We start from the raw sequence: 24,002 nt of genomic DNA, 5'->3' as shown, positions 1-24,002 counted from the left end.
TTCAGCCGGCAATAATAGGCTCTATCAGGAATGAAAACAGAGTGATCCGAGTTGGTCTAACAGCGTGACGGGTCCGTCGCTGGCTACCTTCTCGCCCATTGTCGAGCCACATTTCTTGCAAACGGACCGGTTGGCTGGATTGAAGAAGTAATGGTGGCCGAGCAAGTGCGACGAGAGGGTGTAGGGCAGGCTTTGATGGATGAAGCCGAGTCGTGGGCGCGGGAGCAAGGCGCTGCCTATATCTCTCTAGCGAGCCGGAAGGCAGGCGAGTTCTACCGTGCGCTGGCCTGTGAGGACGCCGCGACCTTCTTCAAGAAGCCCTACACGGTCGACGGGCTGACTTAAACGAGAATCACCCTGGCGCGGTCCTAAATCCCATGCAGCATGGACGTCGCCGGACTCCTTCCCTCGCCCGGCACGGCGTGACATGAAGGCACCAACGTTACTAATGAGATGGGTCGTTCCGTGCCGCAAAGACGTCCGGACAAGGGCCAGAACCCGCGTCATTCCAGGGATTTTGGTACCCACCTCCTATGTCAACTTTTGTGCCACGGAGCTCATGCGGTCTGGCCGCTGACAGCGGTCAAATGGGTCATACCTACAGTTTTCATTGCACTCTCCAGGCCCTCATCCAGCGCGCTGGTGTCCCCGGTGACCATTCCGGGAAGCAGGCCCCTCGGATCCGGGGCGAGGAACGAGGCTGCTGAGACAAAGCGTTCCCTCAGTTCCTTCGCTGATTCCTGCAGGAACGGCGAATCGGTGGGTTTTCCCGGCCCCGAGGACGCCGTCAGGATGCCTGCTTCCTCCCGCCCGGGGTCCGGAGACCGGAGCTTCCCCGTTGCGCGGACCAGTTGTCCGGGCACCACAGTTCCCCAGGCGCCGCCGCCTGTTATCAAGAGTTGGGCCCGGGTGCGCAGCAGGACGCCTCCTGTACTGACGTCCCGGGTCCATACAGCGATCGACCAGCGCGAGGGCGTACCAGCCTGGTTCGGCGGGTTCAAGGCCCGGGGCGTTCCTGCCACTTCCACTACCGCCACCACGGACCTGCCTGACGCGACCGCAGCCGCCAGCGGGCCTTCATGACGCTGGCTGGACGCAACCGCCGAGTGCGCTGCCGCAGTGGCTGCCAGCAGGAGCGCAACCGCTGTGGTGGTAAGGAAACTCCGCCGCGCAGGTTTCCGCGGGCCTCCAGTTACTGACCTCATCCTGCGGATCCGCCAGGTCCTGTTCCGCCGGGTCCTGTGCAGCAGCATGGCCGCAAGCACCAGCAATATGCAGCACAGGGCCGCCAGTGCAATGGGAGGCAGCCAGAGCCCTGCAATCGATGCACCCCAGACGAAGGCCGCAGGCAGTGCCAGCCGTATGTCGGTCCGCCGTCGCGGTGCTTCCTCCACAGAATCTGCGTCCCGCGCCTTCTTGTTGCCGGCGGCAAAGCGGGCGGACTGCGCAGTCCAGTGCTTCCGTATGAATCCGCTGGGGCCACGGCCCCGAGGCAAGGTCCGGAAGCCCAGCCTGCCCGCCGCCGCGGGCTCCTGTCCCGTAGCCCCGCGGGCCCCATGCGCGGCCTCCCCCGATCCCAGGCGCCCAACACCATCCGGTGGCGTCGCATACCCCCGGACGGCTGACTCTACGTACCGGCTCCACGGGCTGGACCGCGTCCCCGGTGTCCGGCTACGCATAACAGCGCCAGGTCCTCGACATCGCCACCGCATCTTCCCTTCGCCTCATATGGTCAACAGCGGGAGCAGGGCCTCAAGCATCTTTGGGCCGACGCCGTCAATGGCATCAAGTTCCTCCACTGCTTTGAAGGGCCCGTGTTCCTTGCGCCAGACCACTATCTGTTTAGGTGCCCTAGCCGTAGCCTTGGGATATGAAGGTCGGCGTGTACCTGCGGATCAGCTTGGACGATGAAGGCACAGGCCTGGGGATCGAACGCCAGCGCCACGACTCCACCGCCCTGTGCAAGCGCCTGGGCTGGGAAGTGGCCAAAGTCTACGCCGATGAAAACCTCAGCGCCTATAAAAGGTCGGTGGATCGGCCGGCCTGGGAAGAGCTGCTGACTGACCTGGAAGCCGGAACCATTCATGGCGTCGCCTGCTACGACGTGGATCGAATCGCCCGTCAGCCCAAGCAGCTGGAACGGCTCATCGACCTGTATGAAAGCAAACGTAGACTGGTCTTCGCGACCGTGTCCGGGGAGATAGACCTGTCCACCGCGGACGGCCGCTTCCTGGCTCGGCTCCTAGTGAACGTGGCGAATAAGAGCTCCGCCGATACAGCCCGCCGCGTCGCCAGGGCTCAACTGCAACGTGCTCAGCAAGGCAAAGTAGCCGGTGGTGGTGCCCGGCCCTATGGATACGAGCGGGACAACGTAACGGTGGTGCCGGAGGAAGCGGCGGTTATCCAAGACGCGGCCAAGCGGATTCTTCTCGGCGAGACGCTGATAGGTATCTGCAAGTCAATCGACGGCCAGTACCCGACGCCGGGCAAGAGTACGAAGTGGAACCGGACGGTGCTGCGCTCGATCCTGCTCAATCCCCGCATCGCCGGACTGCGCTCCTACAAAGGGTCGGTCCTCATCGGTGAAGATGGTTCGCCGGTGAAAGCTATCTGGGAGCCCATAGTCTCGGTGGATACCTGAGAGCAGCTAACGAGCCTGCTGACAGACAAAAGCCGTCAAGCCAACGGTGGCCGGGTAGATCGGAAGTACCTCCTTAGCGGGCTGCTGGCATGTCCTTGCGGAACGAGGATGAGCGGGGCTGTTGCCAAGGGAGTACCGGAGTACCGCTGCCCCAACGATCGAGGGTGCGGCCGGACCAGACGCAAGGCCAGGGCGCTGGATGAGTACATCGAGGAAGAATTGCTGAAGTATCTGGAACGGCAAAGCCTTGAACCTGTCGGACGTGCATCAGACGACAACGCGCTCGACAGAGAGATTGCGGACGCGGAGCAGTCTCTGTCCGCCCTGATTGACGAATGGACGGCCGGCCGAATCTCCGACGCCGTGTTCTTCACGGCCCAGGCACGCAAGGAAGCCGTGCTGAATGGCCTCAAGGGTGAGCGGGCACAAGAAAAGCGCCGCCAGACTATGAAAGCTCCGGTCGGCGCTGGGGTGAGGCAGAAGTGGGCGGGACTCACGCTGCCTCAGAAGCGGGGAATTCTGTTTGAGGTGGTTCAGGCGGTAAAGGTGTATCCGAAACCCGTGACGGCTCCCAAAAAATTCGACCCCTACTATTACGTAATTATCCTGCGTACTGATTGATTGCAAACGCGATTTTTCAGCTCCGAAGCGGTTTGACCCTGACTACTACGAGATGGTTCTGCGGACAGATTGAGGAGCCGGGCGATCTTGGCGAGTCGGGCCGGTGAGAGAGCAGGAGCGTCGGAGAGCCCTCGCCCCCTCCTGGGCGAGTCTGGCGTCATGGCCAAAACTCGCGGGGTAAGAGTATGGCTCGATTCCGGGAGAAGTACCGCCCGCCGTTCTTGAAGAAAAAGACGCAGGTGTGGCCGCGGGTTTCTGTGGTCAGTGCTGGCCTTGCTAGAGGTGAGAACATTTGAGAGTGCTTCAGCCAGGCCGCTTCTTCGCCATTGGGACCGAATGAAGCCTGGATTGCACCGTGTCCGAAGGCGTCGTGGACGGCCCTGAAAGCGTCGTGATCTTTGTTGCTCAACAGTGGGTGCGGATTGTCAGACGCTTCGGTGGAAAAGACCCTGAGCTTGTACTGTGCCAAGTCGGCAAACAGTTCGGCAGATTCCTTGTAGGGATCGTAATCGACCACTTCCACGTCGTAGCTGAGTATCCGCGTCAGGTAGTCGTATTGCCTTCTAATGCCCTTTCGGAATGCCGCGTAGGAGACTTTGGCAAAGTGCGTCAGTTCCCGCGGCGCTTCATCAAAAGCATCGGCAATACGTCGACCTTTGGCGGGGTCAAGGCGAACCTTGTCCCATGGCAGGTGATGAAAGGGCAAATTGCTATCGGCGGTGTAGGCAACTGTGGCCTCGTAGAGTGTATTATCCATGCTCTAATGAGGCCCCGGAGAGGCCCTTGCCGTCAGTTCGTTTTCTGGTTAGGAAAGAATGCTGATTAGGGGGAAACTAGATTAGAAAGTCGGGCTAGTCTTGGTCGTTTTCTGGTTGAAGTTTGCCCGACAAATAGTCGTCGATGAGTTGCAGGCAGTCAGGAGCGCCGACCGCGAAGGCCGTGTACCAACCACGGGCAGATAGCAGCCTCAAGTAGTCCCGCTGCTCAGCGATGTGTTCGGTGGTCGGAGTCGTCTTATCCCGCTTATAGATATTCACGCCATCCCGCTTCAATTCGACAGCTAGACCGATGAAGCTGCCGCGAACTTCGTAGATAACGAGGTCTGGGTGTCCACGGCGCGGGTTTAGCGCTTTCTGTCGCTTAGCCTGTCGCATGGTCATCTTCAGGCCGGAACCGTAATCGACGTGAGCTACGGCATTAGGCCAATTCTCTTGCAGGTGAGCCGCAATCTTCAGCATCACAGCTTCTTCTAATTCGGCCGGCGACTTTGGCATAGATGAAATCTCTTATGATTTCAATTTAACACAAGTTAAAACCCCCATATCGCTGGGGGCGGGCGTTGTTAGGTGGAGAACCTTTGCAGAATCTCCTCGTAAATTGCGAGGGATTCCCGATTCTCAGTGGTGGGCTCTTTCTGCCGCAACTTCTCGATTATGTTCGAGAGGTCGCGCTTGATGACCCAGTGTGAGTCGTAGGCTTCGTGGGGCCGAGGAACGTAATCGTTCATCGTTTCTCACCCCCTTCTGCGGGAACGTCTTCACGTTCCAGGAGGTAGCGCATAAACGCTGCCTGGTTGTCGATTTCCCGCTGTCTGCGAGGGGAAACCCATTCCAGTACTTCTGAGTCATCGGCCATCGATGCTCACCCCTTTCAATCAAAAAGTTAGGCCATGACGGGCAAGGTAGATGAAGGTTTTAGGCAAGATATCCAAAGGTCTTGTCGGCGGCCTGCTTGGCCCGTCCGAACAGGACATTGAGAGTCCGCTTTTCCTCCATGGAAACGTCGCCCTCGTTGTAGCGGGTGTTCCAATCGTGGAACTCCGTTACAGCGTTGAGTGCGCCGTACTTGGTGTAGCGAAGGCCGTCATCGATAGTCGGTGACGATTCCAGCAGGCCGATCATGGCGTACTGGTCCCGTGAGAACGGGGCAGTTTCCTTGGCGGTCTTCGGGAAGAGTTTGCGGACCATGTCCTCAAACTGGCGCTTGGTGAAGTCCTGGTCGAGCAGGTCGTTCATCTCGGACTCGAACTCGTCGGCGTACTTCCAGGTGAGGTTCAGCGTCCGCCGGGCCTCATCGATGGAGTTGAGTGCCGAAGCAGTGTGCTTGACGCTCCAGGACTGGACCGCGGCTTTGAGACCGAGGTTCAGGGTATTCATGCAGACTTCCCGGATGGGGGTCGCATGGACACCGAAGCGCAGGCTCCCGTCGTGAGAATTCACGAAACCCAGGTAAAGGTTGATGGGGTCGTTGCCGCCGATTTGGATGCTCTTCGGCACTTTCGCCATCAGGGTATTTACCCGTCCGCCGGAGAGGCTCATCGCTGTTTCAAACAGGATGGGCGGTTCACCTTCGGCTTGTTCGAACTCGTTTTGCGTCACGTCGAGCAGGGTGAACGCGAAGTCCACCAATTGCGCCGGCTGAATCGGGGTGTACGTGCCGCCCATGATGGACAGCAGCGTGTTATCCGAGAGCCGGACGATGCCCTTCTTGTCAAGGGCCATGAGGCGCTGACCGTTAGGCAGGGGAACTTCAACGGGCAACTCCCCCACTTCCCAGTCCAGGCCGGCCGCTTCCAGCAGCTCTTGCTTGGACTTCGGGTAGGCGGGAAGGACGTTGCCGAGCCCGTGCCAAGGGGTTTCCCGTACGGACATCATGTTTTCTACTTCGTGGGCCATGACAGTACCTATCTGTTTTTGGGCGCACGGAAGCGCCGCTTGAGATGGGGGTTTCAATTCCCCCGTTTGTTTGGGAGGGGAATTACCAGCCGCCGCGGGCGGTGGCAGACCATTGGGCCGGCAGGAATCCGCCGCGGGTGATCCACGTATCGAGCGCTTCGAAAAGCTCGATGATCCGCTCGGTATTATCCGGTTCGTTGGCAATACATTGGCGGAGTTGCCTGAGGGTTTCAGTAGGGTCCATTTATCAGCTCCTAGCTTTCAATGTGCGGGTGGGACGCCCTTACTATGAACCGAATCCGCTTTTGTTAAAAGGGCAACAAAAAAGCCCCGGCATTTCTGCCAGGGCTAGTACCTGCACTTACACTGAACTCCACTTTCGACTTTAGCGCGAAAACAACTTGTCGACTAGCGCCTTTACTTTGGGGCTATTGAGAAGTGCGATTAGCGGACGGCTGAGAATATCAAACACCAGCTTGAAGGCCTTATACAGACCGTTGGCTTTGATTTCTTCGTTTACGCGGTTGATGTCTTCCTGCGATAGGGCCATGGGAGCCTCCTTATTTATTCGGGACGTTAGGGTTGAGCGCGTCTTTGACGGTATTCAGCAAAGTCACGGCGGCGAGGACGGCAGCAGCCAATAGGGCGTTGTCAGTCTGGAAGTGTTGAAGGTACATGAGGGCTGGTGCGATGCCAGTGGCGAGGACGCCCAGAACCGTCCTTCCTTGGGTGGTGCCGAAGAAGTCACGCAGCTGCTGCATCCAATTGGGAGTTGTGGGCTGCGTAGGAGCCGGTGAAGGTGCCTCTGATGCGCAAGGTGTCTGTTTGTCCGGCTCGACAATCGGAGGCGGCGTAGCGGGGACGACAGGAGGCGTAGGAACGGTTGAGGCGGGAACAATGGGATCTGGAGTCTTTACCGGTACGGCAACTGCGGGAGGCGGCGGCGTGGGAACTTGGTAGCCCGGCTGGTAGGTGGGCCAGTCGTACTCGCCTACGTTTAGAAGCTGAGCCTGAGCAGAAACCTGGTCTTGGATGGGGAGGATACGGTCACGCAAGTTGGCGCCAGAGCAGGCTGTCGCGCTGAAGTCATTGTGCGAACGGACGTCCGGCCAGGTGGCGGGAAACTCCGGATGCTGCGTGCACAGGTTCTCGATGAGTTGGTACAGCGCCTCCAACTGCTCACGGGTGGGCTGCTGGAACTCAAAGTTGCCGTCTAGGCATATGGCCATGGTCGTCACGTTCTCAAAGGAACCGACAGAGTACAGCCACGTCGTCAGCGGGCGGATCTGAAATATCTGGCCCACATTGTCAATCTTGTAGTGGTACTGGAGGCCCGGTCCTAGCCGGCTGTAATGGCCGGCGGCTTCGGAGTGATAGCGGGCCACTGAATCGTAGTCATGCTCTCGGAAGCTGGCGTCGTGATGGATTGAGATCGAAGTTATCTGGTTGATGTTGCGGGGGTGCTGGCCGTTGTCGTATACGGCTGGAACGGGGTTGAGGTAGCTATCCCCTGTCAGGTCGATAGCTTCGGCGAGATAATTCTTCACGCATGGGGTCTCCTATTTATGGTTTCAAACGGGTATTGAACGAGATGCGCTTGTGGATTTCCTCAAAGCCCTTATCGACCCGGGTAATCATCGCGGCCTGTTGGTTCATGATGGCGGAATGGGCGTCGCCCTGGAGCCGCTGCACACGAAGTATTTCATTTATGAGGGCTTCTTGATCTTTCTTGCGGCGGCGCCCAAACATTGGTTGAATCCTCTTATGTAATTTCAGTATGTAGCTTGGGCTAGTAATTACAAGTGGCTATTTCTGCGCCAAGGTGTCTTTTACCGTCTCGGCTGCCTCGCTCTTGTCGGTCTCCGTTTGGGTGAGGGTTTTAGCGGAATCTCGGAGTACCTTCTCCACACGGGCGGTGGTGTCGGCAGTAGTTTGGCTGCTTTCCTTGATGTCGCTGAGCACGTCCGTCTGGCCGACAATCAACTGGGTTATCTGGACGTTTTGCTCACCCAGGTGGCCGTTGCGCTCTTTAGCTTCCCGGTTGCCCTTTTCGGTAGCCTCCGCGATCTTCCGGCTGGAGTCAGCCATTTCTTTCACGGCTATAGTGTTGGCCTTGATGGTGTCCGTGACCAGCTTGAACAGGCCAGCGACGACCGTTCCGACTATTCCGATAAGGGCGAGGGAAGAAGGACTGTCCATCGAGGTTGCCTAAATCGCTTCCACCAGAATGAAAGCTGGAGCTGTAGCAAGCGCTTCAATGCCGCCTGTCCCCGTGGACGTTGACAGTCCCACGTTGTAAGTTTTTGAGCCAGCCGAAGGAGTGACAACGGCCATTGCAGTGGCTGGGGCTCCTGTATTGCTAGTTGGAGCGTAAGTCACCGTTCTCGAAAGTAAAGTACCGGACCCTACGACACCGTCCCAAACTGACATAGTGACCAAGCCGCCGGCTGTGGTGCAGTAGGTTGTATCGGAAAAGACGGTAATTTTCACCTTGCGACCCCCGGCAGGAACCGCTACTGTGACGGTCAACCCTGTCGCTTGGACAGCACTGGTACTCGCCGTCGTGAAGTTGGTAGTTATCTGTGCATATCCGAGTGTGATTGCACTAGTGGCCAGCTTCGCAGCCGTTACACCACTGTCGGCCAGCATCGCCGTGCTCACGCTCCCCGTGTCCGTCGTTGTCACCACGGTGCCGTCTGCCTGGTTTGGCACAAGATGGCCGAGTGTATTGCTTGAGCCGCCGTACAAACGAGGCACGGCCAGGGCTGACGGTACGCGCGTATCTGTGATGTTGGCATTGACTACCGAAGCTGCCGAGGTGGCGATGGCCAAGTTGCCGAGAGTCAGGTAAGGATTGCCGGCGCCAATGGCAGTCTGGATGGCGGCAGAATTGGGGGCTACAGGGCTGGCGGCCGCCGTGCCGGCAACAGCCGTGAACTTGAAGGCGCCAACGTTATTTGTGACGCCGGAACTCAGAGCCGAGATATCCACCCACGCCACCACGGTATCGATGCGGGGATTCGACGGGCTCGAGGCGGAAACGGTGCAGTTAGTGACCGCGTCAATCCAGCCGAAGTAGGGGACGTTGGCACTGGTAGCCAAGAGCCCACCAGCATAGGAGCCGTTGAGGTTTACGTCGACGCTCATGTTGGCGCCGGCCGCCCGCTGCGTGAGGTTCAGCCCCTGCGACTGGCCTGGCCGGAACACCAAAAGAATCGCCTTTAGAAAGCCTTCTTGGTCAATCTTTCCGCCGCCGACCGCGTAAGTGCTAATTGCTTTGTACCTCGGTTATGCCATGTTCTTTTTTGACTGTAGCAAAATCAAGCTTTCCTGTCTTTAACTTTTTATGCATATCTTTCCAGTCCGCATCGGTAGGGTCTACTTCAGCCTCGGACACAGCTCCGATTATTTGAATGCTAATACCAGGGATTTGCTGGACCAAGGCTGGTCCGTTCTTAGTATCTACAATTGTGCGTTTTATATTCATATACCTCCTAGACTATCAATTCTTGTGATGGGTAGATTAGCTGCGAGTGCATATAGACCGTGTGCGAGACTGTGTCGGTGTTCTTCATGAAGAAGACGTAGCTCTTATTGCCCGCTCCGAGTTCATCACTGCGGTTCCAGTCATAGAATTGACTGGCTTGGAACATACTTGGCGTGATGCTAGCTCCGTACGGCCAGGCGTAGGCATCGTTGTTGTCGTTATCGAGGAAGAAAGTTACCCGCACTTCCGACAAATAGAGGCGCTTTACGTCGGCGTAGATATTGAACACGACTCCCCCGGCCATTCCGGCCGTGTAGACCGTCGTGATGCTGATGTCAGTGGATTTGACGACAGGCAAACTATCGGCCCCGATAAGCTGCTTATTCTTGAGGTCTCGGATGCTGCGCTCCGCCGCCGGGAGGCGTCGGATAAGTTCAGTCTCATGAGTCTGCGTTGTGCGGTTTATCATCGACCAAACTCCACGGTTACGTCTTCGTTGTCGTTATCGTCAATGACTATCTCCCGCGATTCAACCCGGAACAGGCCGCTGAGCTGGGTGTCCGGGTCGTCGGTCTCGCGCACGCTGACGTAATCGCCGACAATGTAATCCGAGACCGCCGGTCCTCTTCGTCCGTCGTACTTGACCTTCGGTATCTCAAAGGCTCGAGCCCAGGCGGCCAGATACGACAGGCCGTAGTCATTGAGAGTTCCGCTATCCAGGATGTCCGAGAGGACCAGCGGCTTCTCACGCACCTTGTAATCGATCTGGGAATTCGCATCAGGGAGATCCAGCTGAAGTAGTGACTGCTGCCCGATGCCGCTACCCAGCAGGTACAGCATGTTCGCCAGGTTGGTGGCGTCGCTATCAGTGGTGAGCTCTTTGCAGTTGCCCGGGTACTCAAAGACGATGTCGGGTCGCAGCGAGCCCAATTGGGCGTAGACGTTAAACGTCTTGTCGGCCATCAATTTCACATCGAAGGCGGTCTGCAGCTTCGTCAGGTCTTGAATCGCGTCCTTGAGCCGCGTGTTCTGATACTGCCGGCTATAGACGCCCAGGGAAGGCGCAACCAGCCCTTGGGTAATGCCGAAGTTCCACAGGGCGCCTTGAGACTGCGACTCATCGATCAGGGTCCAAGGGATTGTGGTCCGCTCCACATCCGTAAAAGTGCGGAGGCCCGACGTGTATCGGTCAGCTAGGAGATCGAAAAAGCCGCGGGCCCGGATGCTGAGTACTTCTGACTGGGCATTACGCACCTTCTGGGTATGGACGATGGTGCCGCCCGCCATGTAGTTCTCGTACTTCTTCACTCTGACTTCGGTGATGCCATCTTGGATGAGATTGCCTGGCGTGGTGCCGATGCTGCGGCAGTAGCGCTTCAGCTCATTGAGGTCGAGAGCCCAGCTGATGTCGTCCGACTCATTGCGCGATTCCTTGATGCGGCGCCCCTTGGCCCGGCCGCCCAAGTCGGCCGTTTGGATGCCATTCGTCCACAGCTCGATAGACCAGTCTGACGGCCTCATATGCTCTGGTACGCCGGGTACGCCGTCGCCTCCATCGTGCCGGTATCACCCGACGACGTCGTCCCGAACAGGATAGTGTTCACGTCCGGTGGGAGGGAGAACCAGGCGCGGTCAGCCGAGTCCCGGTACTGCAGCAGATTCACCGAACCGTTGAGCATGATGGTCTTGTTGCGCATGTTGATGACGATGAGGTCGCTGGCATTGGTCGTCGTGTAGTTGAGCTTCAGGGCGGCCCCCCGCTGCACGGAGTAGATACGAGGGTTCTGCATTGCGCCGCGCAGATAGATGAGCGGCCAAGTGTCCATCGTGCCCGTGTTGTTGAGCGTTCCGGAACCGCCGGTGCCAGTGGTGAACGTGATTGGGAATGTAGCCGGGAATGTGAAACCGCCGCCGGTAGCCACACTGACCTGTCCGGTAGTCAGTAAAGTCGTGCCATAGATGGCAGGGTCTGGGCAGAGGAAGCTGATTTGGAAAGGCGCCCATGTCGGATGCGGTCCACTCATGCGCAACGGTGGCTTGATATATCCCGTCACGCTGTAGCTGGCGCCGTCTAAGGTCGTGAACGTCAGCGGTATGCCGCTCACTAGTCCGAAGCTGTCGTGCCGCACTCGACAGGCGTAGGACAAAGCCCGACGGGCCGCTAGATACGTGGCAACGTCGGAACCCTGAACAACGCCAGGAAGGGTGAGCAGGCGGCCACCGTAGCGTTGAGTGCTGACGGTCAACCCGTCCTCACCCGGATTCTCGTAGGAGCTCAGCCGGATGTCCGGTGCGTCCAGGCCCGTGACATCGGTGAGGATGTAGCTGCTTTGGCTGCCGCCATGAATCTGGAGCGTGTCGATGTTGAAAGTACTAAGCAACTCGCAGGCCCCACATAATCTCGTCCGTCACCCCGCTGACGTCCACCTGGTTGTAGTTGTTGTTGGTGATGTTGAAGGTGTGTCCTCCGCCGCCTTGGCCAACCGCGGCCTGCACCTGCCGGGCCGGAATCACCGAAGTGCCCCGGGCCATGTTGACGAGTACCTCACCTTGGTGGACGTAGGCCAGGCCACCTTGGAAGTTCTCAACACCACCGGCAAAGCCAGGGACTCCGAGACTGTGCATGAGCGGCCGCGCCCAGCCCTGCGGCAGCTTGTCTAGCCCGCTGTTGTCGAGCACCCAGTGGCCAACCGCGTTTCCGATGTTGTTGAAGAAGTCGGCTGCTGAGTGCAGGAAGGCATCCTTCAATGCCCTACCCATGTCTTTGCCTAAGCGGTCTCCGAGTCCGGAGAAGGCACTTGCGTTGACCTGCGAAGGAATGCCGCTGTAGGCGTTGGCAATACCGTTCGCGGCTTGCTGGGAGCTCTGAACGACCTTTTGCCGCTGGTCTTCGAACGACCGCAACTGGTCAGCGTGGCTTTGTTTCAACTTCTGAATCTCGTCAAGGGCATCCGCAGCCCGGATACCTTGCAGATCCGCTGAGTGGCGCTGGAGGAACGACTTTTCCGTATCGAGTTTCGTCTGCAGCTCCGTCAGCTTCTTGGCGTGCTGTTCAGCGGCGTTGGCGGTGTCTTTCTCGTACTGCGTTTTCTTCTCGGACGTGCTGTGGTCGTAGTCTTCATTTTCTTGGGCAAGACGCAACTGAAGGTCCTGAATGCGCCGCTGGTCGGCAAAGCGCCCTTTGACGTTTTCCTCAGCCAGGTCCCGCTCGATTTGGCGCACCTGCTCTTCATGGCGGCGGGCCATTTCGTCTTGCGACTGCTTGAAGCTGTCCGCTTTGTCCTCTTGCGCTCTGGCGAATGCGTTCTTCTCCTCCGTCGCTTGCTTGTTCAGGTCGCTGATGGTGTTGTCATGGTTCTTCAGGATGTCCGCTAGGGACTGGGCGAAATCGCGATTTGCCTTCACCACGTTCTCATCGATGTCTTTGAGCTTTTCGGCCAAGTCCTGCGCCTTCTTGCCGGCGCTATCGAGGCCGCCGGCTGAGTTCTTGATCTGGCCTGCGCTGGCATCGAACTGTTGCCCCGTGCCGAGCATCTGATCTTGGAGCTTCGCGAACGCACCAAAAGTAATTACGCCAGCTATGGCGGAAATCGCCGTCAGCACCAATGCCAGCGGCCCGCCCATTACCAGCGTCACGAACCGCACGACAGATGCGAGCCCCAGCAGGGTGGCGCCGAAAGCGATGGCGGCACCAGCTGCTCCGGCGAACGAGACGATGGCCTGTTGATGCGTGCCGATGAAGTTCGCTGTCCCGGAAGTCAATGGTCCGAGGCCGAGCTTCAGGAGGTCGCCCAAGCGCGCCTGCGTGTTGAAGACGGCCGTGGAAAGACGGGACTGTGCGCCGGAGTATTCATTCGACAGTCTGGTCGCGTCACCGAGCTGTGGTGCGCTCTCCCGCATGATGCCGTTGAACAACGCCTGCCGGATGGTGGCGTTAGAGGATGCGCGGGATAAGTCCTGGGCGCTGAAGCCCGCCTCTTCCAACATGACTGACAGGTTCTTTGTCAGGCCGGCGTTATCCGACAGAATTGAGTTGCCGTTCTTGATACCTTCAGTGGCGCCGGACACCGCCTCACCAAAGCCAAGGGCGCTCTGCCGGCCGAACGCCGCGGTGTCCTTGAAGCGGTCGATGATCTGGATGGCCTGGTCCAGGCTAAAGCCGCTGGATAGCAGGTTCTTCAGCTGAGTGGCAGCCTCGCTAACGGACTCTAAGCCGTCGCTGGCCAGTGACTTGGCGGCCTCACGCGTCTTCTCCGAATCCTGGCCAAAAGCGTTGGCTACGCTCGTAACGCCTACCAGGGAGTTGCGCATACGGTTTGACGCTTCGACAGCGGCGTCGAACTGACTTGTGAGAGTAGAGATGGCCTGCTGGGCGATGACGGAGCCCGCTAAGGCTTGGATGGAGTTAGAAACACCGGAAATCGCCCGGCTGGCATTGTCTTGGGCACTGATTACAATTTTGACTTCGGGATTGGATGCCACTAATTTCTATTGCTCTTATCTATGCCCATCTTAATCGCAATAAGCTGCAAAAACCACGGGGGCTGTGCGGCATATTCCTGAATTGTCCAGCCGTAGGCTTCGCAGATATCGAGAACGGAGAATATCGGGCTCCGTTCAGCCGCTTCACCTTTTGCACGGGCCTCAATGAATCTGACGTATTCGGCCCCAAGCTGGGCTAGTCTTTTGGGACGATATCGCTTGAGTCGCGGACTCCCTTGACCCTTTGGACGATGTAGCGGTAATCCGGGCCAGGCAGATTGCGGACGAGCTCCAGCAAGCCCTCTGTCTTCTCGTCCACGCTGATAAGCGCCAGCTCCATGGCCTTGGCGCCGGCGGCCTTCATGGCGGTCAGCTTGAAGCTGAGCGTCTCGCCGTCACGGTCGGCATCAACGGTCAGAGCTTCTTCGATCTCTTCTAACTGGGCGCCACTGAAGTACCCGCGCATGACTACGGGCTTCTTGGTATATGGGGTCGTAAACTCAATAGTTTCCCGAAGGACGAACTCTGGCTTGCTCATGGGGATGGTTCCTAATTAGTTCTAAGTAGCAGCAATCGCGTTAATGACCTTCAAGTCCCAGGCCGAAGCATCCGACGTGTCGTAATCGGGGTGGTACTCCAGCTCGTAGTACTCCCACTCCCCTACCTTGAGCTTGGGCTTATCACCGCCCTTGATGAGCTTCAGGTTGTTCATGGTGATGCGTAGCTCGTAGGTGGTGCCATTGGAGGCCGCTGCGTAACAGCGGATGACGAGAGCAACCTTTTTGATTCCGGTAAAGTTCTTCGCTTCATCCGGGCCGCTGAATATCTTGGTGAGTTTGATGTCCAGGTCGCCGCGCTTGCGCAGCAGTGCAACTGGGTCCAAGCCGCCGGAGCGCTTCTCACCCTTGTCGTCTTTGAAGTCATGCAGAACGGTCCAGGTCGAGCCCTGCTCTAGTGCCGTATGAGTGGCAGATAGGGCTGCCGCAGCAGTAGCCCCGAAGCAGAACTGAGTACGAGCCCAGGAGAACGGGGTGGCATATAGGGCAGGTAGCGATGCAGTAGCCGGCCGCAGAACGAGCATGTCACCAGCTGCAAAGGCCGCGGCGGTGGAGTTCAGTACGACGGTGGTGGCAGTAAGGCTGGAGATAGTGAACGACGTCAGAGTGCCGTCTGAGGCCTTCCAAATGGCTACCAGGTCGCCGACAACCAGACCCGCTGTTGGCGTGGGGTCGTAGTCGGTTTTGAGGGTGAGCGTAATAGTGGAGATGCTGGCGATTTCGCGGCCGAGGAACGAACCGAGGGCGCTGACGGAAACCTTGTGCTGCATCTCGTTCTTCGCGAATACCGGCGAAATCTTCGAAGCCTGGACACCCCAGTAGCGGGAGACCGTGACGCCGTTGGAAATATCGAGGGTGTATGAGTTTGGGTCTGTGAAGCCCAGTGTGAAGGGCCAGGTGTACGGGTTGGAACCGGTAACTGAACCACGGGTCAGCAGCATGTCGAGAAGCTGAGCTGTGGTGTTCGGCTCGGCCATGACCGTCAGATCGCCGCCATGGTCCCGCTGGCCCTGGAGGGACTGGAGGCGGGCGAACTTGGAACCGACGATGGGAGTGTCGTCATCCAGGTTGAGGTTCGTTGTCAGGGTCTCGTCGTACAGGGGTACGAAGGTATCGGGAACTACCGCGGTGGCTGCAGCCGTCTGTTTCTTAAAAGCCGCATATCCTTGATCGCTAAGAGCCACTGGTGATGTCCTTTGTTAATTCTTTGAGGTTGGGATTCTCAATTTGTACGGACGATGTGATGAATTCGCCCGGCTTGAGAACGCCAAATCCTACAAGTATCAAAACCTCCTTCGATTGATTTTTATACTTGTACAACGTCTTCATAATCTCAGTATTTAGCGCTTCCTGAATAAGGTCAAGAGCGATTAGGAATGCCGACCAAATAACTGACGGTAATTGTCAGGTGGCCTTCAGCAGTAATGGTGTCATTCGGCCGCGCTAATGAGCCCAGCTCAAATTGCATGTCGGCATCGAGGGCTGCCCCTTCCAAGCTGAGCTTGCTACGCAGCGCGCCCTTGATGCTCTGGGGCAGGTAGTTGCCACTAACGTCACGGGCTTCCACGAGGTTCCGGATGCGCGCCTGCGTCAGCTCCTGTTCTTCACTGGCACCCCAGTCGTCCTCCTCGTCGAGGATGACTTTGATGACTATGGTTTCGCTCTCCACCCGATCAGTCCCGGTCGGGCCGCTGGAGTTTCGGTTACCTAGGAATTGCACGGCAAGCGCCGGCAGATTGGACTTAGCGATGAGGATGGGGTCGCCGTCGTAGACCGCTTTGAACGGCTCATTCGGGTACAGGTCCTTGAGGAAGCGAACGATGCGCTGGGTAGCTGTCTCGTACATCTACAGCGCCGCCAGCTTACGTTGGACAGCCCTGCGGACGATGTTGGCGATGACCCGCTGCCGGGCCTCATCCAGCTCCATCATTGCCCGGCGGCGGCAACTTGGTCCGCGGCAGATCGGACTGGTGGTACTTGAAGTAGGGCGCAGTGTTGCGGACGCGGACCGAGCTGTCCGTGAACGATGAGCGGAACGAGCGCTGCATCAGCCCGGTACGAACGAGCATCGGCCGGCCGGGAAATTCACGAGCCTTCTCGGCTTCAGTGCGAGGACTGAGCCGGGGCCAGGCCATACCGATTGCTCCACCGTGGGAGGCGAATACCTCACCAGAAAAGAACTCCCTTAGGTAGGTGCCGGTCTCCCGCATGGCATCCGGCATGCGCTCCAAACTGTCGCCCATTGCAGCCAGGCGATCCATCGTCGCTTTGTCGCCGGTGATTTCGATTTTCATGTTGAGGCCCATTTAGAAGCGGCTCCCTAAGTCACTCATGCGGAAGATGCGCTCGTCGTCACCGCCCGTGATACCGCTGTCCGTGGTCTCGTCATAGAGATTGCTGGAGGCCGAAGTAGTTGCCTGTGCCAGGGAGCTGCCGTCCACCGTCACGACGGAAGTGGCGCCGGTCTGGATCTGCAGGAGCTGCGCCCTGGCATCCTTCACTCGAGCAGCGCCGTCCTTGGTCGAGCCATCGCTGAGCGTGCCGTACTGATCGAGCAGCAGGAAGCCAGCGGCTAGGTCAGTGGCGATATGACGAATCAATTCGGGAACAGGCTTGTCAAACGGGATGGTGTACTTGCCAGCCAATGCTCCGTTTATCTCCGATTCAGCTGCGCGCCTGCAGGAATCGATTGTGGAGTCGAGCAGATTGAGGTTCTTGCCGAATCCGGCACGGCCACGGATTTCATTCAAGGATGCGTAGTGGGCGTAGTCGGCGCCGCGGACAGCCGTGGCCGCTGCCAGGTCAGTGGCATCAGCGGCCGCCGTCGAGCTGTAATAGGTGACCTTGTACCAATAGCCGGAACCACCCGTGGAATCCACCCGATATGTCGACGGCTGGTCCGGGTCGATGTCAGCCGGTGTCAGGATGCCCGCAAAAGCACTGTCGGCCGGCACAGTGCCGTCCACGTTGGCCGCCCGATAGAAATGCACTTGGTCGCCTAGAACGGCTGTAACCGGCTCAAATCGCTTGTGGGCGAATCCCACGCCTGCGATCAGGGTTACACCGGTGGCCCCGCTGAGTGACTGGATGACACCTTTCTCGCAGCCTTCCTGGTTAAGAGCGCCTAGATACAGGAAATCCCCTACCGCCAGTCCTTGATTGGACTTGAGAGTGAGAGAAGTTGCCGCTACAGCTACATCTGCATCAAGAACGGCCCGCTCTTTTATGTTGGCCGGTGCAAATGAATCAGCTTGTAGGGTAGTACTCATATGTTTTTATTAAAGCACCGAACGGAACGTATTACTAAGAGTTTATGCGTTTTCCAGCTTTAGGTGTCTTAGCCCAGCCGGAACTTACATCGACGCGACTGGCCGCCCATACCAATAAGCCAAGCCCAATGCCGCTTAGTGAAATCCAGCCCCAGCCCACTTCAAAAAACCTACCCATTACGATGGTCAGGAGTATCCCAGTGAATGCCAAGGCTAGTCCTGAGTAAACTACGGGCTGCCACGTCCTTCTCCGCAAATCAGACATATTCGGGGTCGGACCATTTTGGCCTGCGACCCGGGCATGAACCTCCGGGACCTCCAGTGGGCCGTCCGTCACAAATTGAAATTCCACCCACTCGCCTGGGTTCAGCATCGATAGCTTGCAGGCAAGGGAGTTGAGATCCTGCTCGACAGCCACGCTGATTCCCTCATCCGATGAGCTGAATGTGAAGGATAGGAGGGTACTTATTCCGAACGTAATCTTGACCGGACCGTCGAAGTCAGCCGCATGGATTACGGCCTTGCCTGTATTTCCAATACGCACAACGAGAATGTTGGGACTAGTAACTTCTCTCCCCGCATACATCACCTGCAGCGGCAGCACTTCGCTCTGGTGGGCCATGATCTTGGTCTTGCTGATCGTCTGCCAACCGAAGCGCTTCGGCTTGCGCGAGAGCCAGTAGAACCAGAAGCCCGTGACTAAGCCTAAGACACCGAGTATGTTGCCGAACTGGGCGTTGATCCATCCCCAAAAATCATCCACTGGCCAAGAGTACTAGAGCCGTCCACCTGTTCTCCGTACGATTGCTCTACACCGCGGCGGGCTGGGGAAGCTGCTAGAGCAGAAGGTGAACTCGAGCATGGATCTCTATAGCGACGACTACTTACGGGGCAGAACTATCGCGGAGCTACACGAGATGAAGCATAGTAGCGAGCAGATTATGAGGGAGCGGCGGCGGGAGCGGGACAAACTCCACTGGAGTAACCCCGACCGGGAGGAACACAACGAGGTGATCGATAACAATTCCAGAGCGATAGGAATGATCCATCGGGAGCTAGACCGCCAACATGCTGAGCGAAATGCGGCGAGAGAGTTAAAAGAGGCGTCACGATCCGCGCGAACGACTGCCGAAACGGTGCTGGACGCCTGGTTCAAGCTTCACAAGAAGACACCGCCCTATCGGATAAACCTCAATTGGTTCGTAGACGATAGGCAGTACATGGGTTCCTACCGGCCAAAGCAAGGCGACCTCGAGGTTTTTTTGGTGGTGGCTCCAAATACTCCCGGGTGCGAACGACGGGCCGGTAAGGCGCTCTTGCCGGCAAACTCTCCAGAGGAGCTCGCTGCTGCGCTCCAGGCCGATCCACCACAAAGCCGGGAGGAAAAGCGGCGGTCCTAAAGGACCGTCACGTCATCGCCGCCGAGGCGGGTGACAGTGGGATCATCTCCCATCCCCAAGCTCGTGGCCGCTTCGTTGACTGCCGTCACAGCGCCGTAGTCCTCGACGGGCAAGATTGTTATGTCTGCCTCAGCCTGGAATCCTCCAGCCAAAGTAAGTATCGCTGAACCGATGCCCAGAGAACTCTCAATACCGGTCAAAGCCAGGTTTACATCGCCCGCTATCAATGTAGGTGTACCGATCGAGGCAGTGGACAATATGCCAGTCGCAGCAATGGTCACTCCGCCAGGTTCAAGACTTGCACTGCCGATGGTGGCAGTGCTGGCGATACCCGCAGGAGTTACAGCGGCCGGGCCAGGCACCAAAGTCGGTGAACCGATCGCCGCTGTCGAGACTATTCCGCTGGGGGTGACGACCAAACTGTCCACCAATGCAACCGTGGGGGAACCGAGTGACAATGTGGATGCAATGCCGCTCGGAATCAGGCTCGCGCTACTGGTAAGAGTGGGCGAACCAAGCGCGGCAGTGGAATCAATGGATGTTGGCTGCAGGGTGGCCGCCGAACTAAGGCTGGGACTTCCGATTGAAGCCGTTGAACCCACCCCCGCTGGGCTGGCGCTGGCGGCCCCAGGTGAAAGCGTTGGTGAACCAATCGTCACTGTTGATGCCACACCCGTCGGCGAAACGTCACTAGCACCTGGCGTGAGTACCGGCGTCCCGACCGCTGAACCGCTAGCGACACCGGTCGTGGAGATTGCAACACTTCCAGGACTCAAAGTAGGCGCACCAACAGCCGCTGTGGAAGCTACTCCGGTCGGAGGTACCGAGACTGCGCCGGGCGAAAGTGTCGGGCTACCTAGTGAGAGGGCCGAACCATTTCCCGAGGCTGAAATATTGACAGGTCCTGGAGATACCGCAGGACTTCCCATCAGCGCTGTAGAAGCTATGCCGGTGACAGTGATAGCTACTGGACCGGGTGAAACTGTGGGGGTGCCGAAGCTAGCGGATGCACCAATGGCGGCAGCCGAAATGTCAACAGCACCTGGCGAGACTGCCGGAGAACCGATGGCGGCAGTTGAAGGTATCCCTGTCGGGCTAATACTCTGCGCAGAGTCAGACATGGCGTAGCTCTGCCAACTCGGCTGTCGCCACTTGCGCCGGAGTGCCATTGGACCGACTTTGCGGTTAGGGATACGAGCAGGGATGTAAGCTCCGGTCATTACTGTCGGGTAAAGGACGATTATCGTGCTGCCCTTATCGCGGGTGCCACCCTGGGCGGTGGTCGTATCAATTACGCTGATGGCCGTGGTGGTATCCGATGTCAGGCTATCTTTGTGTCCGATGATGCCGGAGTTGAAGTCTGAACGAGCCGTCTGGTCGATTGTCCATCCCGCCGGCAGAGAATCAGTTGCGCCATTTACCGTTCCGGCTTGTTGGCCGAAGATGGCGAGGAATTGGTCATTTAGGTGAGTCGGCGTGACGGCCGAAGAGGCCAGCGTTGTCGCCGTTCCGAGGGCTTGAGTGTGGTTGACGTAGCTCTCTACTCCACCGATACCGGAGAACTCAGCAACTACGAAGCTCCAATCGTCGGAAGCAGACATGGTGGCCGCGATGGTGGCGGAATCGCCTGCTTGCACGACTCGGTAGTAGGTTTTGATGCCAACCGCTCCACCGTTGGTGGTGTTGTATTGGTCAAGAACCGTGAAGCCGGTCGGAGTGGTCGGGGTCAGCGAATTCCAGAAGATGTAGCTGGCAACTAGGTAGTTCCCCGGTGTTGGTGAAGCTCCCAGTACGGCATTACCAGTAGATCCTCCCCCGCCCGGAGTTGCGTATTTTGCTGACTGAACGAATGCCATGAGAGCTTACCTCCCTGGCTTAGTTGAGTCCGAAGATTTCGAGCTGCTGCAACTGGATGCTATTGGAAGCACTTGAGGCGCTACAGGTGACGTTGAAGTTGAAGTAGTTGGTTATCGAGGTGTCGATGGTCGCCACGGTTCCAGGAGAGGCTGCTCCACCAAAGAGGGCTGCCATGAATGGGCTGGCGATGCCAGGACTCTTTAGCATTCCCGTACCACGGCCGGTCGTGTTGGCACCGGCTGCCCCAGCAGGAGCTTGGATGAAGAACTCACCGGTGAACTCCCAAACTTGGTTGGTCACGCCGGAACCGGTGGTTAGAGCAGCACTTCCGAGGATGATGGCGGCAGTAGTTGAACCGGCCGCACCCAGACGGAGAGTGAACGTGTAAGTTGGGGTGGCGGTGGAGCTTAGGATGCCACGGGCCACGATTGCGAACCCCTTCCCCGTGGTAGTTGGGCTGGATGAGAAGAAGAACGGCGGCAGCGAGGCTTGTGCGCCCATACCGGCGACATCGTTGATAGCGACTTCCGATGTGAACGAAGCCTTAGCTGTACCAGCGGCGGTGTTGGCGTAGATGAGTTCAGTATTTGTGCCAGTGAGAAATGACATGACTTACAGCGCGAAGATTTTAGCTGCGCCGTTGTCCCAAGTCACCGTGATGTTGCCGCCGTTAGGAGTAATCGCCGTAAAGCCGTCAATGTAGGCAATCAGGGGCGAGGTGGCAGCGGAGCCGGTGTCTTTGTAGACGACCAAGGCCTGAACCGTCTTGGCACCGGATATGGCTACTGAGGTGAACGTGGAATCCGCCGCATCGAAGACGCCCAAGGCTACGGTTGGGCTGGTGAGCGTCTGGTCCGTCGTACCGGAGTAGCTGGTCACGCTCGACTTGTACTGGTGGGCAGCGGAGTAGGTGTAATCCGTTGAAACGTTGACCAGTGCGACTTTGATTGTGTCGGTGTCCAAATCGACGGACGGGTTTTGCGAAAGCAGACTTTGTTTGAAGGGCGGATATAGGGCGCTGGCCATTGATTTATTGCCTTGTAAATTCTGCTTTTACTATGGGCCACTGCTCATTCCTTAGCAATAGCGAATAGGAATCCGCCGAGGACGGAACACTAAGGGCAAGTGAATCGCTGTATTCTCGTCCTTATGAAGGTCTTCATCAGCTGGTCAGGCGAGGTCAGCCAACATGCAGCTCAGGCACTCCGCAACTGGATACCGCAAGTACTCCAGTCGATAGAGCCTTGGCTAGCGTCCACGGATGCGCGCCCCGGCCATCTCGTGGCTCACGAGATCCAACAAAATCTTCAGGATGCATCGGCTGTCTTGCTGTGTCTGACGCGCCAAAACATGCTCTCCGAATCATTTCGGGATGAGTATTACGCTTTGCAAGAAGCCGGGCCGCTGATCATGCCGGTATGTATAGATTTCTCTCCTAATGAACTGGGCCGGTCATTCCCCTCAAATCGCGCTGTCGCACTAGATAGTCCAGGAATTCGCTCGTTGGTCACTCTGCTCAACGAGCTTTCCGATGATCCGCTCAATCAGACCAAGCTAGATCGGCTGCTGGGCATTTGGTCTCCAAAGCTGGAGGAGGAGCTAGCTACGGCCCTACCCTCGCTGAACTTCAAGTCCGAGGGAAAGCTCAAACTGATCGGCACGCGCACCGACAAGCCGACAGAGGCAGTCCTGTCCGAAATCCTCGGTGAGGTGAGATCCCTTTCAGGCAGACTCAACGAGCTTCAGGCGGCAGTCTTGGCGATATCGTCTGGTGCGACGGAGCCAAGGGAACCGGTTGAACCACTTGCGAACCCCAGGCCCAGGATATTTATCGGTTCTTCTGCCGAGGGGTTGCCCGTGGCGGAGCAAATCCAGGCTAACCTCGACTACGTTGCCGAATGCACCGTTTGGAACCAGAACCTGTTCCAACCGTCTATGACGACCATAGAGACACTCGTGGAGAGCGCGGTGTCCTTTGATTGCGCTGTCATCGTACTTACCGCTGACGATATCCTCACCATGCGTGACAGCACAGCGCCCGTCGCCAGAGACAACCTAATCTTTGAGCTAGGACTCTTCACAGGACTTTTAGGGCGGGCAAAGACATTCATGGTCAAGTCTCGTGAGGATCAAATCCACCTCCCTAGCGACTTGAACGGCGTGACTGCGCTGGACTACGCAGGCCGGCGGACAGACGGAAACCTGAGCGCCGCCCTAAGCCCTGTTTGCCTGAGAATTCGAGCAGCTATGGGAATCGCCTAGTCCAGTAATATAGAAGCCGCCCATCTGGGCGGCTTCTATTATTGAACCTCAGTTGAAGCGTGTCGGATTACGCTTTTCGCGCTGACTTCTTTTTAGGAGCGGCCGGCTTTTTCGGCGCCTCCTTAGCCGCTTCAGCAGGCTTTTCCGCTTCGGGTGCAGTCTCAGTCTCTTCCGCTTCTTCGGATGCCTCAGCGGGCTCCTCTGTAGCTTCAGCGACTTCCTCTACTTCTTCTTCGGCGACCACTACTGCAGCGCCAGCTTCGACCAGCGCTTTGGCCGACTCATCATCAGCCTCGAACACTGAGCCGGCCACGTACAGGACTTCGTTGTGCCTGACGTTATTGTGTTTGGTTACTTCGATTCGCATTCTTAGGCCCTCACATATTCAAGAGTTACGTTCATCTTGCCGCCGGCCGTGGTTTTGGCGGCGGTGAGCTTGTAGTACGAGTCAGCGGCTACCGTGTTGTTGGTGGTCGGGGTGGCCGAGTACTCGGTGTTCAGCGCCGCGCTGATAGCCGCGGTCAATACGCCGCCAGTCGAGGCACCCGTAGCATTGGCGCCGGTGATTGTCCCGGTGTCCGTCGCGGCAATCGCCTTAGTGACGATGCCGCGGATCTTGGTGATGCGGACCGGGAAGGGGAAGAACACCTTCACCGCCGCCTGCTCACCGGTTTCGAAGCTGGTGGCCACGCTGACTACGCCTGGCTCACCCGCTATCCGTCCATATCGTTTGCCTAGGAGTCCCATGAGG

At 57.8% G+C, this 24,002-nt stretch carries 33 protein-coding genes and 1 pseudogene; 6 read left to right on the top strand and 28 right to left on the bottom strand.

The window, feature by feature from the left end:
* Positions 1-78 precede the first annotated feature (78 nt).
* Positions 79-345: pseudogene (locus tag QF038_RS09380) on the top strand (GNAT family N-acetyltransferase); the annotation flags it as partial.
* Positions 346-557: 212 nt separating this feature from the next.
* Here the strand turns inward: QF038_RS09380 and QF038_RS09375 are convergent.
* Positions 558-1,394: a DUF4131 domain-containing protein gene (locus QF038_RS09375; RefSeq protein ID WP_307609894.1), complete on the bottom strand. Its 837-nt coding sequence runs from the start codon at positions 1,392-1,394 to the stop codon at positions 558-560.
* A 330-nt stretch (positions 1,395-1,724) separates the two neighbouring features.
* Positions 1,725-1,835 (bottom strand): helix-hairpin-helix domain-containing protein, encoded by a 111-nt coding sequence (locus QF038_RS09370; RefSeq protein ID WP_307609893.1) that lies wholly within the window; start codon positions 1,833-1,835, stop codon positions 1,725-1,727.
* 35 nt (positions 1,836-1,870) lie between these two features.
* On the opposite strand from QF038_RS09370, the gene QF038_RS09365 reads away from it, so the two are divergent.
* Positions 1,871-2,641: a recombinase family protein gene (locus QF038_RS09365; protein ID WP_307609892.1), complete on the top strand. Its 771-nt coding sequence runs from the start codon at positions 1,871-1,873 to the stop codon at positions 2,639-2,641.
* 15 nt (positions 2,642-2,656) lie between these two features.
* Positions 2,657-3,262: a zinc ribbon domain-containing protein gene (locus tag QF038_RS09360; RefSeq protein WP_373461636.1), complete on the top strand. Its 606-nt coding sequence runs from the start codon at positions 2,657-2,659 to the stop codon at positions 3,260-3,262.
* Between the two features lie 157 nt (positions 3,263-3,419).
* On the opposite strand, the gene QF038_RS09355 is transcribed toward QF038_RS09360, so the two are convergent.
* The 15 genes from QF038_RS09355 to QF038_RS09285 all read right to left on the bottom strand — a co-directional run bounded on the left by QF038_RS09355 (position 3,420) and on the right by QF038_RS09285 (position 13,906).
* Positions 3,420-4,019, bottom strand: coding sequence for a hypothetical protein (locus tag QF038_RS09355; protein ID WP_307609890.1), 600 nt, complete (start codon positions 4,017-4,019; stop codon positions 3,420-3,422).
* Positions 4,020-4,113: 94 nt separating this feature from the next.
* Complete coding sequence (locus QF038_RS09350; protein WP_307609889.1) at positions 4,114-4,536, bottom strand: hypothetical protein; 423 nt, start codon at positions 4,534-4,536, stop codon at positions 4,114-4,116.
* 229 nt (positions 4,537-4,765) lie between these two features.
* Positions 4,766-4,897: a hypothetical protein gene (locus tag QF038_RS09345; protein WP_307609888.1), complete on the bottom strand. Its 132-nt coding sequence runs from the start codon at positions 4,895-4,897 to the stop codon at positions 4,766-4,768.
* Positions 4,898-4,956: 59 nt separating this feature from the next.
* Positions 4,957-5,937, bottom strand: coding sequence for a DUF932 domain-containing protein (locus tag QF038_RS09340; RefSeq protein WP_307609887.1), 981 nt, complete (start codon positions 5,935-5,937; stop codon positions 4,957-4,959).
* Between the two features lie 82 nt (positions 5,938-6,019).
* Positions 6,020-6,181 (bottom strand): hypothetical protein, encoded by a 162-nt coding sequence (locus QF038_RS09335; RefSeq protein WP_307609886.1) that lies wholly within the window; start codon positions 6,179-6,181, stop codon positions 6,020-6,022.
* A 141-nt stretch (positions 6,182-6,322) separates the two neighbouring features.
* Positions 6,323-6,487 carry a hypothetical protein gene (locus QF038_RS09330; protein WP_307609885.1) on the bottom strand — a complete coding sequence of 55 codons (165 nt, stop codon included), beginning with the start codon at positions 6,485-6,487 and terminating at the stop codon, positions 6,323-6,325.
* Positions 6,488-6,497: 10 nt separating this feature from the next.
* Positions 6,498-7,484 carry a peptidoglycan recognition family protein gene (locus QF038_RS09325; RefSeq protein WP_307609884.1) on the bottom strand — a complete coding sequence of 329 codons (987 nt, stop codon included), beginning with the start codon at positions 7,482-7,484 and terminating at the stop codon, positions 6,498-6,500.
* A gap of 16 nt (positions 7,485-7,500) precedes the next feature.
* Positions 7,501-7,686 (bottom strand): hypothetical protein, encoded by a 186-nt coding sequence (locus tag QF038_RS09320; protein ID WP_307609883.1) that lies wholly within the window; start codon positions 7,684-7,686, stop codon positions 7,501-7,503.
* A gap of 57 nt (positions 7,687-7,743) precedes the next feature.
* The gene (locus QF038_RS09315; protein ID WP_307609882.1) at positions 7,744-8,136 is read right to left on the bottom strand and encodes a hypothetical protein; all 393 of its coding nucleotides are present in this window, start codon (positions 8,134-8,136) and stop codon (positions 7,744-7,746) included.
* 9 nt (positions 8,137-8,145) lie between these two features.
* Complete coding sequence (locus QF038_RS09310; RefSeq protein ID WP_307609881.1) at positions 8,146-9,084, bottom strand: hypothetical protein; 939 nt, start codon at positions 9,082-9,084, stop codon at positions 8,146-8,148.
* 121 nt (positions 9,085-9,205) lie between these two features.
* Positions 9,206-9,424 carry a hypothetical protein gene (locus QF038_RS09305; RefSeq protein WP_307609880.1) on the bottom strand — a complete coding sequence of 73 codons (219 nt, stop codon included), beginning with the start codon at positions 9,422-9,424 and terminating at the stop codon, positions 9,206-9,208.
* 7 nt (positions 9,425-9,431) lie between these two features.
* Entirely contained in the window at positions 9,432-9,893 is a 462-nt protein-coding gene (locus QF038_RS09300) for a hypothetical protein (RefSeq protein WP_307609879.1), read from the bottom strand.
* Positions 9,890-10,945: a hypothetical protein gene (locus tag QF038_RS09295; protein WP_307609878.1), complete on the bottom strand. Its 1,056-nt coding sequence runs from the start codon at positions 10,943-10,945 to the stop codon at positions 9,890-9,892. The genes QF038_RS09300 and QF038_RS09295 overlap by 4 nt, the downstream gene beginning before the upstream one ends.
* A complete protein-coding gene (locus QF038_RS09290) occupies positions 10,942-11,805 on the bottom strand; it encodes a phage tail domain-containing protein (RefSeq protein ID WP_307609877.1) in 864 nt (287 codons plus the stop codon). Before QF038_RS09290 ends, QF038_RS09295 begins: the two co-directional genes overlap by 4 nt.
* On the bottom strand, positions 11,798-13,906 hold the full coding sequence (locus tag QF038_RS09285) for a hypothetical protein (RefSeq protein ID WP_307609876.1): 2,109 nt from the start codon (positions 13,904-13,906) through the stop codon (positions 11,798-11,800). The genes QF038_RS09290 and QF038_RS09285 overlap by 8 nt, the downstream gene beginning before the upstream one ends.
* Here QF038_RS09285 and QF038_RS22310 point away from each other — a divergent pair.
* The gene (locus QF038_RS22310) at positions 13,884-13,940 is read left to right on the top strand and encodes a hypothetical protein (RefSeq protein WP_373461635.1); all 57 of its coding nucleotides are present in this window, start codon (positions 13,884-13,886) and stop codon (positions 13,938-13,940) included. The genes QF038_RS09285 and QF038_RS22310 overlap by 23 nt on opposite strands.
* Positions 13,941-14,102: 162 nt before the next feature.
* Here the strand turns inward: QF038_RS22310 and QF038_RS09280 are convergent, their stop codons facing one another.
* The 6 genes from QF038_RS09280 to QF038_RS09255 form a co-directional block, all read right to left on the bottom strand.
* Positions 14,103-14,444 (bottom strand): hypothetical protein, encoded by a 342-nt coding sequence (locus QF038_RS09280; protein ID WP_307609875.1) that lies wholly within the window; start codon positions 14,442-14,444, stop codon positions 14,103-14,105.
* A 21-nt stretch (positions 14,445-14,465) separates the two neighbouring features.
* Complete coding sequence (locus tag QF038_RS09275; protein ID WP_307609874.1) at positions 14,466-15,647, bottom strand: hypothetical protein; 1,182 nt, start codon at positions 15,645-15,647, stop codon at positions 14,466-14,468.
* Positions 15,648-15,823: 176 nt separating this feature from the next.
* On the bottom strand, positions 15,824-16,309 hold the full coding sequence (locus QF038_RS09270) for a hypothetical protein (protein WP_307609873.1): 486 nt from the start codon (positions 16,307-16,309) through the stop codon (positions 15,824-15,826).
* Positions 16,310-16,376: 67 nt separating this feature from the next.
* Entirely contained in the window at positions 16,377-16,769 is a 393-nt protein-coding gene (locus QF038_RS09265; protein ID WP_307609872.1) for a hypothetical protein, read from the bottom strand.
* Complete coding sequence (locus QF038_RS09260; RefSeq protein WP_307609871.1) at positions 16,770-17,732, bottom strand: phage protein Gp36 family protein; 963 nt, start codon at positions 17,730-17,732, stop codon at positions 16,770-16,772. It lies immediately after the preceding gene.
* Between the two features lie 34 nt (positions 17,733-17,766).
* Positions 17,767-18,495 (bottom strand): hypothetical protein, encoded by a 729-nt coding sequence (locus QF038_RS09255; RefSeq protein ID WP_307609870.1) that lies wholly within the window; start codon positions 18,493-18,495, stop codon positions 17,767-17,769.
* A gap of 97 nt (positions 18,496-18,592) precedes the next feature.
* On the opposite strand from QF038_RS09255, the gene QF038_RS09250 reads away from it, so the two are divergent.
* Positions 18,593-19,132 (top strand): hypothetical protein, encoded by a 540-nt coding sequence (locus QF038_RS09250; protein WP_307609869.1) that lies wholly within the window; start codon positions 18,593-18,595, stop codon positions 19,130-19,132.
* Here the strand turns inward: QF038_RS09250 and QF038_RS09245 are convergent.
* The 3 genes from QF038_RS09245 to QF038_RS09235 are packed head-to-tail and all read right to left on the bottom strand — an operon-like array spanning position 19,129 to position 21,952.
* Positions 19,129-20,988, bottom strand: a complete 1,860-nt coding sequence (locus QF038_RS09245) for a hypothetical protein (RefSeq protein ID WP_307609868.1) — start codon at positions 20,986-20,988, stop codon at positions 19,129-19,131. The genes QF038_RS09250 and QF038_RS09245 overlap by 4 nt on opposite strands.
* Before the next feature lie 19 nt (positions 20,989-21,007).
* The gene (locus QF038_RS09240) at positions 21,008-21,598 is read right to left on the bottom strand and encodes a hypothetical protein (protein ID WP_307609867.1); all 591 of its coding nucleotides are present in this window, start codon (positions 21,596-21,598) and stop codon (positions 21,008-21,010) included.
* Positions 21,599-21,601: 3 nt separating this feature from the next.
* Entirely contained in the window at positions 21,602-21,952 is a 351-nt protein-coding gene (locus tag QF038_RS09235) for a hypothetical protein (protein WP_307609866.1), read from the bottom strand.
* 186 nt (positions 21,953-22,138) lie between these two features.
* On the opposite strand from QF038_RS09235, the gene QF038_RS09230 reads away from it, so the two are divergent.
* Positions 22,139-23,251: a TIR domain-containing protein gene (locus tag QF038_RS09230; protein ID WP_307609865.1), complete on the top strand. Its 1,113-nt coding sequence runs from the start codon at positions 22,139-22,141 to the stop codon at positions 23,249-23,251.
* Between the two features lie 67 nt (positions 23,252-23,318).
* On the opposite strand, the gene QF038_RS09225 is transcribed toward QF038_RS09230, so the two are convergent.
* Both QF038_RS09225 and QF038_RS09220 read right to left on the bottom strand, forming a co-directional pair.
* Positions 23,319-23,618 carry a hypothetical protein gene (locus QF038_RS09225; RefSeq protein ID WP_307609863.1) on the bottom strand — a complete coding sequence of 100 codons (300 nt, stop codon included), beginning with the start codon at positions 23,616-23,618 and terminating at the stop codon, positions 23,319-23,321.
* A gap of 2 nt (positions 23,619-23,620) precedes the next feature.
* Positions 23,621-23,998 (bottom strand): hypothetical protein, encoded by a 378-nt coding sequence (locus QF038_RS09220; protein WP_307609862.1) that lies wholly within the window; start codon positions 23,996-23,998, stop codon positions 23,621-23,623.
* Positions 23,999-24,002 lie beyond the last annotated feature (4 nt).

Origin of the sequence: Pseudarthrobacter sp. W1I19 (assembly GCF_030817835.1) — a bacterium.
GTDB lineage: Bacteria > Actinomycetota > Actinomycetes > Actinomycetales > Micrococcaceae > Arthrobacter.
The sequence above is the reverse complement of the archived record's forward strand: the minus strand, read 5'-3'. Positions and strand labels throughout refer to the sequence as shown.

Bases quoted from the DNA above. Each gene is read 5' to 3' on its own strand.
- QF038_RS09365 (WP_307609892.1), top strand. From the start codon at position 1,871: ATGAAGGTCGGCGTGTACCTGCGGATCAGCTTGGACGATGAAGGCACA.
- QF038_RS09355 (WP_307609890.1), bottom strand. From the start codon at position 4,019: ATGGATAATACACTCTACGAGGCCACAGTTGCCTACACCGCCGATAGC.
- QF038_RS09350 (WP_307609889.1), bottom strand. From the start codon at position 4,536: ATGCCAAAGTCGCCGGCCGAATTAGAAGAAGCTGTGATGCTGAAGATT.
- QF038_RS09345 (WP_307609888.1), bottom strand. From the start codon at position 4,897: ATGGCCGATGACTCAGAAGTACTGGAATGGGTTTCCCCTCGCAGACAG.
- QF038_RS09340 (WP_307609887.1), bottom strand. From the start codon at position 5,937: ATGGCCCACGAAGTAGAAAACATGATGTCCGTACGGGAAACCCCTTGG.
- QF038_RS09335 (WP_307609886.1), bottom strand. From the start codon at position 6,181: ATGGACCCTACTGAAACCCTCAGGCAACTCCGCCAATGTATTGCCAAC.
- QF038_RS09330 (WP_307609885.1), bottom strand. From the start codon at position 6,487: ATGGCCCTATCGCAGGAAGACATCAACCGCGTAAACGAAGAAATCAAA.
- QF038_RS09320 (WP_307609883.1), bottom strand. From the start codon at position 7,686: ATGTTTGGGCGCCGCCGCAAGAAAGATCAAGAAGCCCTCATAAATGAA.
- QF038_RS09315 (WP_307609882.1), bottom strand. From the start codon at position 8,136: ATGGACAGTCCTTCTTCCCTCGCCCTTATCGGAATAGTCGGAACGGTC.
- QF038_RS09310 (WP_307609881.1), bottom strand. From the start codon at position 9,084: ATGAGCGTCGACGTAAACCTCAACGGCTCCTATGCTGGTGGGCTCTTG.
- QF038_RS09305 (WP_307609880.1), bottom strand. From the start codon at position 9,424: ATGAATATAAAACGCACAATTGTAGATACTAAGAACGGACCAGCCTTG.
- QF038_RS09300 (WP_307609879.1), bottom strand. From the start codon at position 9,893: ATGATAAACCGCACAACGCAGACTCATGAGACTGAACTTATCCGACGC.
- QF038_RS09295 (WP_307609878.1), bottom strand. From the start codon at position 10,945: ATGAGGCCGTCAGACTGGTCTATCGAGCTGTGGACGAATGGCATCCAA.
- QF038_RS09280 (WP_307609875.1), bottom strand. From the start codon at position 14,444: ATGAGCAAGCCAGAGTTCGTCCTTCGGGAAACTATTGAGTTTACGACC.
- QF038_RS09270 (WP_307609873.1), bottom strand. From the start codon at position 16,309: ATGTACGAGACAGCTACCCAGCGCATCGTTCGCTTCCTCAAGGACCTG.
- QF038_RS09265 (WP_307609872.1), bottom strand. From the start codon at position 16,769: ATGGGCCTCAACATGAAAATCGAAATCACCGGCGACAAAGCGACGATG.
- QF038_RS09260 (WP_307609871.1), bottom strand. From the start codon at position 17,732: ATGAGTACTACCCTACAAGCTGATTCATTTGCACCGGCCAACATAAAA.
- QF038_RS09250 (WP_307609869.1), top strand. From the start codon at position 18,593: ATGGATCTCTATAGCGACGACTACTTACGGGGCAGAACTATCGCGGAG.
- QF038_RS09245 (WP_307609868.1), bottom strand. From the start codon at position 20,988: ATGGCATTCGTTCAGTCAGCAAAATACGCAACTCCGGGCGGGGGAGGA.
- QF038_RS09240 (WP_307609867.1), bottom strand. From the start codon at position 21,598: ATGTCATTTCTCACTGGCACAAATACTGAACTCATCTACGCCAACACC.
- QF038_RS09230 (WP_307609865.1), top strand. From the start codon at position 22,139: ATGAAGGTCTTCATCAGCTGGTCAGGCGAGGTCAGCCAACATGCAGCT.
- QF038_RS09225 (WP_307609863.1), bottom strand. From the start codon at position 23,618: ATGCGAATCGAAGTAACCAAACACAATAACGTCAGGCACAACGAAGTC.
- QF038_RS09220 (WP_307609862.1), bottom strand. From the start codon at position 23,998: ATGGGACTCCTAGGCAAACGATATGGACGGATAGCGGGTGAGCCAGGC.